The sequence below is a fragment of the Pseudoduganella violacea genome, assembly GCF_014191875.1.
GTDB classification, from domain to species: Bacteria; Pseudomonadota; Gammaproteobacteria; order Burkholderiales; family Burkholderiaceae_D; genus Rugamonas; species Rugamonas violacea_A.
The window spans coordinates 458123-471382 of record NZ_JACHXD010000001.1; the positions used below are offsets into that span (position 1 = coordinate 458123).

Below are 13260 nucleotides of genomic sequence, written 5' to 3' on the forward strand. Positions count from 1 at the left end.
TAGAATGGCCGCATGGCCATCTTCAACCGCAAGGCCGTCGCCTATGTGGCCAGCCATCCCTTGCATTTTGTGCTGCAATGCCTGCGCGGCTTCCGCGCCAATCAGGGGCTGCTGCTGGCGGGCGCCGTCGCCTATTATTCGCTGCTGTCCCTGGTGCCGCTGCTGATGCTGGTGGTGGTGGCCCTGTCCCATGTGATCGACCAGGCCGAGTTGCTGACTACCCTGGGCCGCTACCTGGAATGGCTGCTGCCCGGCCAGTCGCGCGCCATCGTCACGGAGATCGCCCACTTCCTGCAGCACCGCGACCTGATTGGCGGCGTGCTGGTGCTGACCATGCTGTTTTTCAGTTCGCTGGCCTTCTCCGTGCTGGAAAGCGCCATGTGCGTGATCTTCATCCACCGCGCCGAAGTGCGGCGGCGCCATTACCTGATTTCCGCCATCCTGCCCTACTGCTACATCCTCTCGCTCGGCATCGGCGCCCTGGTCGTCACGCTGGTGGCGGGCAGCCTGCAAGTGATCGGCGAGGAAAGCGTGCGCCTGTTCGGCCATGAATGGTCGCTCAACGGCCTGTCCGGCGTGCTGCTGTATTTGCTCGGCATGGCGGGTGAGGTGCTGCTGCTCAGCTCCATCTATATGGTGATGCCGGTCGGACGCCTGTCGTGGCAGCACGCCTTGCTGGGCGGCGCCACGGCGGCCCTGCTGTGGGAGATCGCGCGCCATCTGCTGGTCTGGTACTTCAGCACCCTGTCGCAGGTGAATGTGGTGTATGGCTCGCTGACCACGGCCATCGTCGTCATGTTCAGCCTGGAGATCGGCGCCACCCTGCTGCTGTTCGGCGCCCAGGTCATCGCCGAATACGAATGCGTGGCGGGCGATAGCGGCCGGCTGGCGGCGCTGGAACAGGCTTAGTCGATCGGCAGGCGGATGGTGAAGCGCGCGCCGCCCATGGGCGAACTATCCACCGAGATGGCGCCGCCATGCAGTTCGATGGCCTTGCGCGCGATCGACAGACCCAGGCCGAAACCGCCCGTGCTGCGGTCGCGGCTGCGGTCCAGGCGGTAGAAGGGATCGAAGATTTTCTCGCGCTCCGCTTCCGGAATGCCGGGACCATCGTCTTCCACCACGATGCGCACGCCGTCCAGTCGCCGCGCCGCCGACAGCGCCACCCGTGTTGCCGCATACTTCTGCGCATTGCGCATCAGATTGCAGACGGCGCGCAGCAGCAGGCGGCGGTCGCCGCGATAGCTGTCCACATTGTCGGCCACCAGCACGTCGAGGGCCGGGGCGGCCGGCGGCAGCGAATCGGCCACGCTGCGCAGGGTCTCGGCCAGGTTGAAGCGTTCGCGCTTGAGCGGCTGGTCGCCCATGCGGATCATGCCCAGCAGCTCGCTGACCAGCTGGTTCAGTTCATGCAGGTCGCCCTCCATGGCGGCGATGCGCTCTTCCAGCGCCGGCGACTGGGCCGCGTCGCGCAGCAGTTCCAGCGCGAATTCCAGGCGCGCGATCGGCGTGCGGATTTCATGCGAGACCGAATGCAGCAAGCTGCTTTGCGCGTCGAGCAGGCGCTCGATGCGGTCGGCCATATTGTTGAAGCGTTCCGCCAGCGGATGGATCGCCTCGCTGGCCGGCAGGTGCACGCGCGCCGCCAACTGGCCCTGGCCGAATTCATCGGCCATCTGTGCCAGCTTCTGCAGCGAGCGCCAGTGCGCGCGCGACCAGACGGCAATCGGCACCAGCACCACCAGCGCCACGATCAGATAGCGCACCGCCTCCATCTTCAGCGCCAGGCCGACATCGATCGGCAAATCCTGGGCATGGATGGCTTCCTCGTTGCTGCCGATATAGCGGTCGCCGCTCAGATCGACGCGGCGCAGGAAGGCTTTGTTGCGCACGTCGATCACCACCTCGCCGCGCTCGAAGGCAGCGCGGCTGCCGGCCGGCAGATGCTGGCGCGCCGCCGCCAGCGGCAGCAGGTCGAAGCGCACCTCGGACACTTCGCGCACCTTGTTCAGGCGTCCCAGCCACTCGTCGGCCGGCGCCTGGTCGACATACTGTTCGAGCAGGAAAATCTGGCCCGCCGCCTGGCGCCGCGCGATGCTTTCCTGCGGGTCGCCGAACAGCCAGCTCATGGCGAAATAGGCGATAACGGCCGCCACGCTGATCGACAGCGTCACCAGTACGGCAAAGCGGCGGAACAGGCGGTTCATGGGCGGATTGTATAAGAGTTAAGCTTCCGCCAAACGTTTCACTTACAAATTTATGACAATTCGCCCGCATTTGCAGGACGAATCTCTACCGTGCGGGCACTACGATGAATTCATTGATAACAAGGAGTCCCTATGAGCAAACCACCCACCGCCGTGGCTGTAATGCGCATCTGGCAGCTCAGCTAGAATAGCGGGCATGCCTGCCCACAGCCCATGCCATGCGCCCCCAACTCCACCACGCTCCCGCTGCCTTGCCCAGCGCCGCGCGGCTGTACTGAACGCGATCCTTGCGCCGGCCTCCCAGCGTTCATCATGAAGCCCTTGCGACTTCTTCTGGCCTGGTTGTTCCTGCTGGCGGCGGGGGCGGCGCTCGCCCAGGGCGAGTGGATCAGCTACCGCGACGCCTACCGCGCCATGGTGCAGTTCGAGAAGTACGGCAAGCCCAAGCACTTCCTGCAAAACCACTACCAGGTGAGCGCGCGCGACGGCCAGCTGCCCGACGGCTTGCGCCTGACCCTGAACGTCAAGGCCAGCCAGCTCAATCTGCCGTTGGACGCCACCGGCCGCACCACCTTCCCGCTGCTGAAAAGCGCGTATGACGAGAACGCGGCTCTGGTTTTGAACCGCAAGATCAGCCAATACACTTTCCAGCCGCGCCTGTCGATCATCGTGCGCCTGGACGGCTTGTATGAGGGCGTGGACCTGCGCAGCGCCTGCGAGCAGGCCTTGCAGTACCAGCGCTACCTGGATGCGGCCACCTATGGCGGCAAGCGCTGCGGCGGCGTGCGTTTCGGCTTCCTGCGCAAGGCCGAGGCCCAGGTGCGCGTGCGCGACGGCGAGAAAGAACATGGGCTGCCGGTGGCCGAGGGCGCCATCTTCGATGGCGACCCGAACACCGGCTTTCGCATCGTGGTCTACCGCTTCCAGGACTGGCCGGAAAAGGTGCAACTGATCAGCCAGAACGCGCCGCTCGCCATCGTGCCCGTGATCGAGTAATCAGTTCCAGGCCGAGGGCGAGAACAGATAGCCTTCGCCCCACACCGTCTTGATCTTTTCCGATTCGCCGTCGTCGAATTTGCGGCGCAGCTTGGAGATGCTGTTGTCGATGCTGCGGTCCAGGCCATCGAACTCGATGCCGCGCATCTTCTTCAGCAGCGCGTCGCGCGACAGCACGCGGCCGGCCGATTCGGCCAGCACCAGCAGCAGCTTGTATTCCGTATTGCTGAGCACCGCCGGCTCGCCGCGCCAGGTCACGGTGCGGTCGCTGGTGGCGATGTTCAGGGCGCCGAACACCATGCCATGGCCGGCCTGCTTGTCCTGGGCGCGGCGCAGCAGCGCGCGCAGGCGCGCCAGCAGCACGCGCGGCTGCACCGGCTTGTTGACGAAATCGTCGGCGCCCTGCTCCAGCAGGGATACTTCATCATAGGAATCTTCGCGCGCCGTCATCACCAGGATCGGCACCTTGCTGATATCGCGCAGCTGGCGCGACACTTGCATGCCGTCCAGGCCGGGCAGCATCAGGTCCAGGATCACCGCATCGGCCGGACTGGCCTTGAAGCTGGCCAGCGCCTGGTCGCCGCGGCCCACCACCGTCACCTTGAATTCATAGGCGCCCAGGTATTCCGTTACCAGTTCGGCCAGGCGCGCATCGTCCTCCACCAGCAATACTTGGTACATGGCCATCCTCCCTCGAAGATGGTTATTTTATAAGAGCGAAAAAGGAAAAGACACAAGCTGCCAGGCTTGAGGACAAATGAATACACTTTCATGACAAATGCCGCCACCTGTTGGCGGTGGCGGCATCCGTCTTACAGCGCGCGCGCGATCAGCAGCTTCTGGATATCGCTGGTGCCCTCGTAAATCTGGCACACGCGCGCATCGCGGTAGATGCGCTCGACCGGGAAGTCGCTGACATAACCGTAGCCGCCGTGGATCTGGATCGCGTCCGAGCAGACGCGCTCCGCCATTTCGGAAGCGAACAGCTTGGCCATGGCCGCCTCCTTCAGGCAGGGCAGGCCGGCATCCTTCATCGCCGCCGCGTGCAGGATCAGCTGGCGCGCCGCTTCGAGCTGGGTCGCCATATCGGACAGCTTGAACTGCACCGACTGGTGTTCGAAGATCGGCTTGCCGAAGGTTTCGCGCTCGCGCGCGTATTTGAGCGCGGCCTCGTAGGCCGAACGCGCCATGCCCACCGACTGCGAAGCGATGCCGATGCGGCCGCCTTCCAGGCCCGACAGCGCGATCTTATAGCCCATGCCTTCTTCGCCGATCAGGTTCGCGGCCGGGATGCGGCAATTCTCGAACACGATCTGGGCCGTGTCGGAGGAATGCTGGCCCATCTTCTGTTCCAGGCCGGCCACGATATAACCCGGCGTCGAGGTCGGCACCCAGAAAGCTGAAATGCCCTTCTTGCCGGCCGCCTTGTCGGTGACGGCCATGACGATGGCGACGTCGGCGTACTTGCCGCTGGTGATGAACTGCTTCACGCCGTTCAGCACATAATGGTCGCCATCGCGCGTGGCCGTGGTACGCAGGGCGGCCGCGTCGCTGCCCGTGTGCGGCTCGGTCAGGCAGAAAGCGCCCAGCAGCGCGCCCTGGGCCAGCGGCCGCAGCCACTGCTCCTTTTGCTGCGCGTTGGCATACATCATGGCGATGCTGCACACCGGGCAGTTATTGACCGAGATGATGGTCGAGGTGCCGCCATCGCCGGCCGCGATCTCCTCCAGCACCAAGGCCAGCGACACATAGTCGAGACCGGCGCCGCCCAATTCTTCCGGCACGGCCACGCCGAAAGCGCCCAGGGCCGCCAGCTCCTTCAACTCCGCCTGCGGAAAATAGTGTTCCTTATCCCAGCGCGCCGCGTTGGGCGCCAACCGCTCCTGCGCGAAGGTGCGCAGCGCGTCCCGAATCATCTGATGCTCTTCACTCAAAATCATTGCAATCCTTCTTACTGTTCAGCCCGTGTCCACCCTGGTGCCAGGCACTGATCGGACACGAGCTCGACCGTTATATAGCTGAGCTCGTGTCCACCGTGGTGCCTGGCACCAGGGTGGACACGGGCTCGGCGGTGGGGCGGCTTACCAGGCGATGGGGCTGCCGTCGTAGTTGAGGTAGGCGGGCTTGTCGCTGGCGGGCAGGCGGGCCAGCGTGGCGCGCATGCCGGCCGCGCTTTCTTCGGCGGAAATGTCGGCGCCGGCGCCGCCCATCTCGGTCCGGACCCAGCCCGGGTGGAAGGCGACGCAGGTCACGCCTTTGCCGCCATACAGCAGGGCGGTGTCGATCAGCACCGAGTTCAGCGCCGCCTTGCTGGCGCGGTAGAGCGAGCCGCTGGCATGGCTGCGCTCGCTGAGCGAACCCATGCGCGAGGACAGCACGGCCAGCTTGCCGCGCGCCAGGCTCACCAGCGGCGCCAGGATCGGCAACAGCCGCATCGCCGCCAGCACATTGGTGTGCATCACCTGGTCGAAGTCGCCCTGGGTCGGGAAGCCGTCGTGGCGCGGGCCGTACACGCCCGCGTTCAGGATGGCCACGTCCAGGTGCTCGCCGTCGAGCTTCCAGCCCAGCGCGGCGACCGCTTCCACATTGTTGACGTCGAGTTCATGCGTGTCGGCCCCCATGGCCTCCAGCGCATCGCAGTCTTGCGCCTTGCGCGCGGTGGCGATCACGCGCCAGCCGTCGGCCAGGTACTGGCGCACCAGTTCGTGGCCGATGCCGCGCGAGGCGCCAATGATGAGTGCGGTCGCCATCGGCTTCGCTTACGCCAGTTCGATGCCGACCGCGGTCGCTTCGCCGCCGCCGATGCACAGGGCGGCCACGCCGCGCTTGCCGCCGGTTTTGCGCAGCGCGCCGAGCAGGGTGATGATGATGCGCGCGCCGGAAGCGCCGATCGGGTGGCCCAGGGCACAGGCGCCGCCGTGGATATTGATCTTGCTGTGCGGGATGTCCAGATCGTGCATGACGGCCATCGGCACGGCGGCGAACGCTTCGTTCACTTCGAACAGGTCGACGTCGCTGGCTTTCCAGCCGTTCTTGGCGAACAGTTTCTGGATCGCGCCGACCGGCGCCGTGGTGAACAGGTTCGGCGCCTGCGCCTGGGTGGCGTGGCCGACCACCTTGGCCAGCACGGTCAGGCCCAGTTTCTTGGCGGTCGATTCGCGCATCATGACCAGGGCGGCGGCGCCGTCATTGATCGAGGACGAGGAGGCGGCCGTGATCGTGCCGTCTTTCTTGAAGGCCGGCTTCAGGGCCGGAATCTTGTCCAGCTTGGCCTTGCCCGGACCTTCATCCTTGTCGATCACCACCTCGCCGGCGCGGCCGGACACGGTCACCGGCGCGATTTCCCAGGCGAAGCTGCCGTCGGCCGTGGCGGCCTGGGCGCGCTTGACGGAGTCGATGGCGAACGCGTCCTGCGCCTCGCGCGTGAATTTGTACTGGGTGGCGCATTCCTCGGCGAAGGTGCCCATCGAGCGGCCGCCGCCTTTTTCATCGCGGTTGTAGGCGTCTTCCAGGCCGTCCAGCATCATGTGGTCGAACATCATGGCATGGCCGATGCGGTAGCCGCCGCGCGCTTTCGGGATCAGGTAGGGCGCGTTGGTCATCGATTCCATGCCGCCCGCGACCACCACCTCGGCGCTGCCGGCGGCCAGGGTGTCGTGCGCGAAGATGGCCGCTTGCATGGCCGAACCACACATCTTGGACAGGGTCACGGCGCCGGTCGAGGTCGGCAGGCCGGCCTTGATCAGGGCTTGGCGCGCCGGGGCCTGGCCCTGGCCCGCCATCAGGCAGTTGCCGAAATAAACGTGTTCCACGGCGTCCGGCTTGACGCCGGCGCGCTCGACGGCGGCCTTGATCGCCACGGCGCCCAAGTCGTTGGCGCTCAGGCTGGAAAAGTCGCCCTGGAAGGCGCCCATCGGGGTGCGCGCGGCGCCGACGATAACGATAGGATCATTCATTTTCAACAGTCTCCAAAAGTGGTGGCGTCACAGGCGCCAGGGTTTGTGCGGAAGTTTGATTGCAGAAACGGATGTGCTGAGGATAGGGGAAGACATCCTCGATAATGTTGGCTTCGATGCGTTCCTTGTGCGCTTGCCACCAGGCTTGCGTCAGCAGGTCGGCATGGTGTTTCAGGAAATACTTGCGGATGTGCGTGTTCCCCAGCAGGAATTTGCCGAACTGCTCGGGAAACACGTCGTGGCGTCCCACGGGATACCAGGGTTCGGAGGCCATTTCGTCCTCCTCGTTGCGCGGCTGCGGAATGTGGCGGAAGACGCAGTCGGTGATGTATTCGATTTCATCATAGTCATAAAAGACGACGCGCTTATGACGGGTGACGCCGAAATTCTTGTACAGCATATCGCCGGGGAAGATATTCGCCGCCACCAAGTCCTTGATGGCGTTGCCGTACTCCAGCACGCCATGTTCGATGGCGGCCTCGTCGCCCGCCTGCTCGGCCTGGGTCAGCCAGATATTCAGCGGCACCATGCGCCGCTCGATATACAGGTGCTTGATGACGATCTGCTCTTCTTCGATCTCGATCAGCGAGGGCGCGAACTGCTGGAGCTCGGCCACCAGTTCCTCGGCGAAGCGGGCGCGCGGAAACGCCACATTGGAATACTCGAGCGTGTCGGCCATGCGGCCCACGCGGTCGTGGTTTTTCACCAGCAGGTACTTTTCCTTGATCTGGGCGCGCGAGGTTTCCTTCGGCGGCGGATAGAAATCCTTGATCACCTTGAACACATAGGGGAAGGAGGGCAGGGCGAACACCAGCATCACCAGGCCGCGGATGCCGGGCGCGGTCTCGAACAGGTCGGAGGAATGCTTGAGGTGTTGCAGGTAGTCGCGGTAGAACAGGGTCTTGCCCTGCTTCTGCAGGCCGAGGATGGTGTAGATCTCGCTGCGCGGCTTGCGCGGCAGTAGGCTGCGCAGGAATTGCACATAGGCCGAAGGCACTTCCATATCGACCAGGAAGTAGGCGCGCGTGAACGAGAACAGGATGACGATCTGCTCCAGGTCGAGCAGTACCGTGTCGAGCACCAATTGCCCGGCGCGGTTGTGCAGGATCGGCACCACAAAGGGGAATTCGCGGTTGCCGTTGATGGCCTTGCCGACGATGTAAGCGCCCTTGTTGCGGAAGAACAGGCTGGACAGCACCTGCACCTGGGCATTCGGTTCTAGCTTGGCATGGCCGAACACCTGGTTCAGGCGCGCCTCGACCTGGTCCACATCGCGGTCCAGGTTGGCGAACTTGGCATTGAGCTGGAAATTGGTAATGATGCGCTTCAACATGAAGTGCATGCCATCGTTGGACGGGTAATAGACGCGGTAGGTGGGCGCCAGCTCCTCGGTCTCGATGTATTCGGTGGACACCACCGGCCGCACGAAGATGAATTCGTTATGGAAGTAACTGCGGTGCAGGATATTGCAGCACACCGAGTTGAAGAAGGTTTCGGCCAGCTCCGGCCGCTTATGCTCGGCCAGCATGCCGATATAGTGCAGCTTGCATTCGCGCCAGACTTCGTCGGTCAGCTCGGCCGAATCGTACTCGTCTTCGAGCATCTGCACGCATTCCTGCACGCGTTTGTCGTAGAAGCCGATGCGCTCGCGCGCGGCCTGCTGCGCCACCGCCCAGTCGCCGCGCTCGAAATGCTGCTTGGCGGCCTGGCTGGTCTGGCGGAACAGGCGGTAATGCTTGTCGAAGCCTTCGCGGATGGTGCGCGCGATATCGAAGGCGATCTGGGAAGACAGCAATTTGGGGAACGCAGCCTGGCTCATACCTTTTCTCATCGAATGGAGTGCCTCTGCCGGTTCCCCGCAGCCGCGCTTACTTCGTTTCCGCGAACAGTTCGCGGCCGATCAGCATGCGGCGGATCTCGCTGGTCCCGGCGCCGATTTCATACAGCTTGGCATCGCGCCACAGGCGGCCGACCGGATATTCATTGATATAGCCGTTGCCGCCCAGGGTCTGGATCGCCTCGCCGGCCATCCAGGTGGCCTTCTCAGCACTATACAGAATTGCGCCGGCCGCATCTTTACGCAGCGCGCGCACCTGTTCCGGCGTCGTCGCCCGGTCGCAAGCCTGGCCCACGGCGTAGACGTAGGCTTTGCAAGCCATCATGGTCGAATACATATCCGCAATCTTACCCTGCATCAGCTGGAACTCGCCGATGGGCTGGCCAAACTGCTGGCGGTCATGAATATAGGGCACGACGGCGTCCATACAGGCTTGCATGATGCCCAGCGGGCCACCGGACAGCACGGTGCGTTCGAAGTCCAGGCCCGACATCAGCACATTGACGCCCTTGCCCAGGCCGCCCAGCACGTTCTCGGCCGGCACTTCGCAATCTTCGAACACCAGCTCGCCCGTGTGCGAGCCGCGCATGCCCAGCTTGTCGAGTTTTTGCGCGATGGAGAAGCCCTTGAAGCCTTTTTCGATGAGGAAGGCGGTCATGCCGCGCGGGCCGGCTTCCAGGTCGCTCTTGGCGTAGACCACCAGGGTGTCGGCGTCGGGGCCGTTGGTGATCCACATCTTGGTGCCGTTCAGCACCCAGCGGTCGCCCTTGAAGTCGGCGCGCAGCTTCATGCTGACCACGTCGGAACCGGCGTTCGGCTCGGACATGGCGAGCGCGCCGATGTGTTCGCCCGAAATGAGCTTGGGCAGGTATTTGCGTTTTTGCTCTTCCGTGCCATTGCGCTTGATCTGGTTCACGCACAGATTCGAGTGGGCGCCATAGGACAGGCCGACCGAGGCCGAGGCGCGCGAAATCTCTTCCATCGCGACGATGTGGGCCAGGTAGCCCATATTCGCGCCGCCATACTCCTCGCCGACGGTGATGCCGAGCAAGCCCAACTCGCCCATCTTGCGCCACAGGTCCATCGGGAACTGGTCGCTGCGGTCGATCTCGGCGGCGCGCGGGGCGATTTCGGCGGCGGCGAACTGCTGCACCGCTGCGCGCAGGGCGGCGATGTCTTCGCCGTGGTCAAAAGTCAGGCCTGGGAGATGGAGCATGTCATCCTCATTCTTCTAAGTTAAGGTATGGAAGCGCAAATCATACGCCGATGTGACGTTAACGTAAACGTAAAGTAACTGCTGCAAATGGTCCCTGGCGGCCGCTGTCTTGCTGCGGGCAGCGGGCCGTGGCGGGCCGGCTTACGCGGCCGGCGCTGCCTGGCCGACGGCGGCCAGCAAACGCTTGCATTCCTCTTCATGGGCGCTGATTTCCGCCAGCGACATTTCGATATCCTCGCGCTGCTGCTCCAGGGTTTCGCGGTGCTGGGCCAGCACGCCGAGGAAGCGGTTCATCTGGGCCGCCGTGTCCTTGGGCGACTCATACATATCGACCAGGCTCTTGATCTCGGACAGCGACAGGCCCAGGCGCTTGCCGCGCAGGGTCAGTTTCAGGCGGGTGCGGTCGCGCGGCGTGTAGACACGGTTGCGCCCGCCCGCGCCCTCGCGCGAAGGGCTGAGCAGGCCCTGGTCTTCATAAAAGCGGATGGCGCGGGCGGTGATGTCGAACTCGCGCGCCAGTTCGGTAATGGTATAGGTCGGCATGGCTTACAATGGATCTTCCGTTTACGTAACGTCAAGCACATTGTAGCGCGCCCGCCGACAGTAAGCCATGTCCGCTTGGGCGGGCGTGAGCGCTGCGAGACAGAGCGGCCTATAATGAACCGTCCCCGCGATTCCAGGTTACTTGTGATTCGCCACAAATTGTTCATTTGGACTAATGGTCGCTGAACGAGCGTGCTTTTGCGTCCGTCTCCGCGTTGACGCAAACGGCTCCCGTTTTAATACCAGCGGAGTTTTAACAGCCGGATTACACTGCCGTTTGTCCCGCCCATTTTTTCGTCAAGATTGTTCTAAAGTTAATTCATTTCTTTCTAGAAATGACTAGTAAAATTTGCTACGCAACGGGGTTTCGGCAATATTTTATTTGGTAGGACAGGTGGGGCAAAGGTGGTCGCCAAGCGTAAAATGTTAATTGTTAAGTTTTTGTTTGTCACAATTGGTCTGACCTTTCCAGAGACTGACATTCATGCCGTGTCATGAAATAGTGCAACTATGAATTCTTCAAATGAACGCGAAAGCTTTAGCCAGCGCCTGCAGCAAGCTTTGAAAAACGCCCATTATTCCCCCGACAGTCCGACCCGGCTGGCCAGGGAATTCAATATCCGCTTCGACGGCCGTCCCATCACCGTCCACGCCGCCCGTAAATGGCTGGTAGGCGAGGCTATTCCCACCCAGGAAAAGCTGCGCATGATCGCGCAGTGGCTGGGCGTGCCCGCCGAATGGCTGCGTTTTGGCGGCGCGGAAAATGCCGCGGCCAATGGCGAAGGCGCCAATGGTTTGTCGCGCTTTGAGTCCGCCGATGTCAAATTGATAGCCGATTTACAGCGTCTGGACGAGCATCACCGCCAAATTGCGCGAGAATTTATTCGCATGCTGGTCCGCGTCAACTACCAAAAGTAACAAGAAATCACGGCTTAGTCCCGCGCAGGCTCGCCGTTTTTGCAGTCCGCTTTCGCTTCCCGCCTCCTCCTCCGCGCGTCCCCCTCCGACACCCGCGTTGCCCTTCTGCACCCGATTTTCAGCCCGTCTTGCCGCATTTTTGCGCAGCCTTGTGCCGTCCGCATGGCGTCGGCGGCGGCCGGTTTGCGACCATACCACTTTGTATCTTCATGTAATGAAATGGTTCAAAATGCGAAATGTCACCGATCTGACATCATTTTGATGCAGAATAGCGCCAAGGCGCCCCGCCCCCGCGCGAATTGCAAGGAGTAGCATGAGTCCTCTGTTCAAAAGCAATTACAGCAATGCAGCACAGCTGAAAGACCTGATGACCGCCCCGCCGATGACGGCGGCCCAGCACGCCGAAGTCCTGCGCAAGCGCAATGCGCAGCGCCGCATGGTCGAAGAAGCCAAGGAGTTGAAGCGCGCCACCTACTCGCCGTACGAGGGACGCTAGTCCCGGCGCTGGTGGATTTAGGGCGGGCCGTTCAAGCCGCTCCAGCGCGGCGCCAGCTGATGCTCCAGTCCCAGCAGATCGATGACGCGGGCCACCGTGTGGTCGACCATGTCGGCAATGCTTTGCGGCCGGTGATAGAAGCTGGGCAGGGGAGGGAAGATGATGCCGCCCATCTCGGTGACGGCGGTCATATTGCGCAGGTGCGCCAGGTTGAAGGGGGTTTCGCGCACCATCAGGATCAGGCGGCGGCGCTCCTTCAGCATCACGTCGGCGGCGCGCGCGATCAGATTGTCCGACAAGCCATGCGCCACGGCGGCCAAGGTCTTCATCGAACAGGGCGCGATTACCATGCCATCGCTCTGGAACGAGCCGCTGGCGATCGAAGCGCCGATATTCTGCGGCTTATGCACGACGTGGGCCAAAGCCTCCACCTCGCGCCGCTGCCAGCCGGTTTCCTCGTGCAGCGTGAGCACGGCCGCTTCCGAGACCACCAGATGGGTCTCGACGGCCGGCATGTCTTTCAAGATTTGCAGCAGACGCACCCCATACACGGCGCCGGTGGCGCCGGTGATGGCAATGACGATCCGCTGCGGGCGATCAGGCATTCAGCAGCGCTTTCAGTTCGCCCGACTCGAACATCTCGCTCATGATATCGGAGCCGCCGACGAATTCGCCGCGCACATACAGCTGCGGAATGGTTGGCCAGTTCGAGTATTCCTTGATGCCCTGACGCACTTCCGGATCATCCAGCACGTTCACGGTGGCGATATTCTCGACGCCGCAAGCCTTCAGAATCTGGATGGCGCGGCCGGAAAAACCGCACTGCGGGAACTGGGCGGTGCCCTTCATGAACAGCACCACAGGGGTATTGCTCACGGTTTCCTTGATCCACTTTTGCACATCGTCGCTCATTGCTGCCTCTAAGAAAAAGAAAAGATGCTTCTATTTTATAAGAAAACGCCGGCCAAGGCCGAAAAGCCGCCCAAGCCCCGCCACTTTGCGCCAAATCAAACAATGTCCCACCCTGGTGTCAGGCACCGCAGCTAGACATTCTTTGATCTGGCGCAAACAATGTCCGACTCCAGTGCCTG

The 13260-nt window shown here is 62.8% G+C and carries 14 protein-coding genes; 4 read left to right on the forward strand and 10 right to left on the reverse strand.

Annotated elements, in window-relative coordinates; all coding sequences use genetic code 11:
• Nucleotides 1-12: 12 nt before the first annotated feature.
• Nucleotides 13-909: a YihY/virulence factor BrkB family protein gene (locus tag FHS03_RS02075; RefSeq protein WP_183439349.1), complete on the forward strand. Its 897-nt coding sequence runs from the start codon at nt 13-15 to the stop codon at nt 907-909.
• Here FHS03_RS02075 and FHS03_RS02080 read toward each other — a convergent pair.
• Entirely contained in the window at nt 906-2207 is a 1302-nt protein-coding gene (locus tag FHS03_RS02080; protein WP_183439350.1) for an ATP-binding protein, read from the reverse strand. The genes FHS03_RS02075 and FHS03_RS02080 overlap by 4 nt on opposite strands.
• A gap of 312 nt (nt 2208-2519) precedes the next feature.
• Here FHS03_RS02080 and FHS03_RS02085 point away from each other — a divergent pair, with 312 nt between their 5' ends.
• Nucleotides 2520-3203, forward strand: a complete 684-nt coding sequence (locus FHS03_RS02085) for a hypothetical protein (protein ID WP_183439351.1) — start codon at nt 2520-2522, stop codon at nt 3201-3203.
• On the opposite strand, the gene FHS03_RS02090 is transcribed toward FHS03_RS02085, so the two are convergent.
• The 7 genes from FHS03_RS02090 to FHS03_RS02120 form a co-directional block, all read right to left on the reverse strand.
• Nucleotides 3204-3884, reverse strand: coding sequence for a response regulator (locus FHS03_RS02090; RefSeq protein ID WP_183439352.1), 681 nt, complete (start codon nt 3882-3884; stop codon nt 3204-3206).
• Nucleotides 3885-4015: 131 nt separating this feature from the next.
• Nucleotides 4016-5143: an acyl-CoA dehydrogenase family protein gene (locus tag FHS03_RS02095; protein WP_183439353.1), complete on the reverse strand. Its 1128-nt coding sequence runs from the start codon at nt 5141-5143 to the stop codon at nt 4016-4018.
• Between the two features lie 141 nt (nt 5144-5284).
• On the reverse strand, nt 5285-5953 hold the full coding sequence (locus FHS03_RS02100) for an SDR family oxidoreductase (protein ID WP_183439354.1): 669 nt from the start codon (nt 5951-5953) through the stop codon (nt 5285-5287).
• 9 nt (nt 5954-5962) lie between these two features.
• Nucleotides 5963-7159, reverse strand: coding sequence for an acetyl-CoA C-acetyltransferase (locus FHS03_RS02105; protein WP_183439355.1), 1197 nt, complete (start codon nt 7157-7159; stop codon nt 5963-5965).
• Entirely contained in the window at nt 7152-8978 is a 1827-nt protein-coding gene (gene aceK / locus FHS03_RS02110; RefSeq protein WP_183439356.1) for a bifunctional isocitrate dehydrogenase kinase/phosphatase, read from the reverse strand. Before aceK ends, FHS03_RS02105 begins: the two co-directional genes overlap by 8 nt.
• A gap of 49 nt (nt 8979-9027) precedes the next feature.
• A complete protein-coding gene (locus FHS03_RS02115) occupies nt 9028-10212 on the reverse strand; it encodes an isovaleryl-CoA dehydrogenase (RefSeq protein WP_183439357.1) in 1185 nt (394 codons plus the stop codon).
• Between the two features lie 141 nt (nt 10213-10353).
• Nucleotides 10354-10755, reverse strand: a complete 402-nt coding sequence (locus FHS03_RS02120) for a MerR family transcriptional regulator (protein ID WP_183439358.1) — start codon at nt 10753-10755, stop codon at nt 10354-10356.
• Between the two features lie 510 nt (nt 10756-11265).
• Here FHS03_RS02120 and FHS03_RS02125 point away from each other — a divergent pair.
• Together FHS03_RS02125 and FHS03_RS02130 are read left to right on the forward strand one after the other, a co-directional pair.
• A complete protein-coding gene (locus tag FHS03_RS02125) occupies nt 11266-11673 on the forward strand; it encodes a hypothetical protein (protein ID WP_050410634.1) in 408 nt (135 codons plus the stop codon).
• 313 nt (nt 11674-11986) lie between these two features.
• Entirely contained in the window at nt 11987-12169 is a 183-nt protein-coding gene (locus tag FHS03_RS02130; RefSeq protein WP_183439359.1) for a hypothetical protein, read from the forward strand.
• A 17-nt stretch (nt 12170-12186) separates the two neighbouring features.
• On the opposite strand, the gene FHS03_RS02135 is transcribed toward FHS03_RS02130, so the two are convergent.
• Nucleotides 12187-12774, reverse strand: a complete 588-nt coding sequence (locus FHS03_RS02135) for a UbiX family flavin prenyltransferase (protein ID WP_183439360.1) — start codon at nt 12772-12774, stop codon at nt 12187-12189.
• The gene (gene grxD / locus FHS03_RS02140) at nt 12767-13081 is read right to left on the reverse strand and encodes a Grx4 family monothiol glutaredoxin (protein ID WP_183439361.1); all 315 of its coding nucleotides are present in this window, start codon (nt 13079-13081) and stop codon (nt 12767-12769) included. Before grxD ends, FHS03_RS02135 begins: the two co-directional genes overlap by 8 nt.
• Between the last annotated feature and the right edge of the window lie 179 nt (nt 13082-13260).

Coding starts and splice junctions, on each gene's coding strand:
- FHS03_RS02075 (WP_183439349.1), top strand. CDS start 13: ATGGCCATCTTCAACCGCAAGGCCGTCGCCTATGTGGCCAGCCATCCC.
- FHS03_RS02080 (WP_183439350.1), bottom strand. CDS start 2,207: ATGAACCGCCTGTTCCGCCGCTTTGCCGTACTGGTGACGCTGTCGATC.
- FHS03_RS02085 (WP_183439351.1), top strand. CDS start 2,520: ATGAAGCCCTTGCGACTTCTTCTGGCCTGGTTGTTCCTGCTGGCGGCG.
- FHS03_RS02090 (WP_183439352.1), bottom strand. CDS start 3,884: ATGTACCAAGTATTGCTGGTGGAGGACGATGCGCGCCTGGCCGAACTG.
- FHS03_RS02095 (WP_183439353.1), bottom strand. CDS start 5,143: ATGATTTTGAGTGAAGAGCATCAGATGATTCGGGACGCGCTGCGCACC.
- FHS03_RS02100 (WP_183439354.1), bottom strand. CDS start 5,953: ATGGCGACCGCACTCATCATTGGCGCCTCGCGCGGCATCGGCCACGAA.
- FHS03_RS02105 (WP_183439355.1), bottom strand. CDS start 7,159: ATGAATGATCCTATCGTTATCGTCGGCGCCGCGCGCACCCCGATGGGC.
- aceK (WP_183439356.1), bottom strand. CDS start 8,978: ATGAGCCAGGCTGCGTTCCCCAAATTGCTGTCTTCCCAGATCGCCTTC.
- FHS03_RS02115 (WP_183439357.1), bottom strand. CDS start 10,212: ATGCTCCATCTCCCAGGCCTGACTTTTGACCACGGCGAAGACATCGCC.
- FHS03_RS02120 (WP_183439358.1), bottom strand. CDS start 10,755: ATGCCGACCTATACCATTACCGAACTGGCGCGCGAGTTCGACATCACC.
- FHS03_RS02125 (WP_050410634.1), top strand. CDS start 11,266: ATGAATTCTTCAAATGAACGCGAAAGCTTTAGCCAGCGCCTGCAGCAA.
- FHS03_RS02130 (WP_183439359.1), top strand. CDS start 11,987: ATGAGTCCTCTGTTCAAAAGCAATTACAGCAATGCAGCACAGCTGAAA.
- FHS03_RS02135 (WP_183439360.1), bottom strand. CDS start 12,774: ATGCCTGATCGCCCGCAGCGGATCGTCATTGCCATCACCGGCGCCACC.
- grxD (WP_183439361.1), bottom strand. CDS start 13,081: ATGAGCGACGATGTGCAAAAGTGGATCAAGGAAACCGTGAGCAATACC.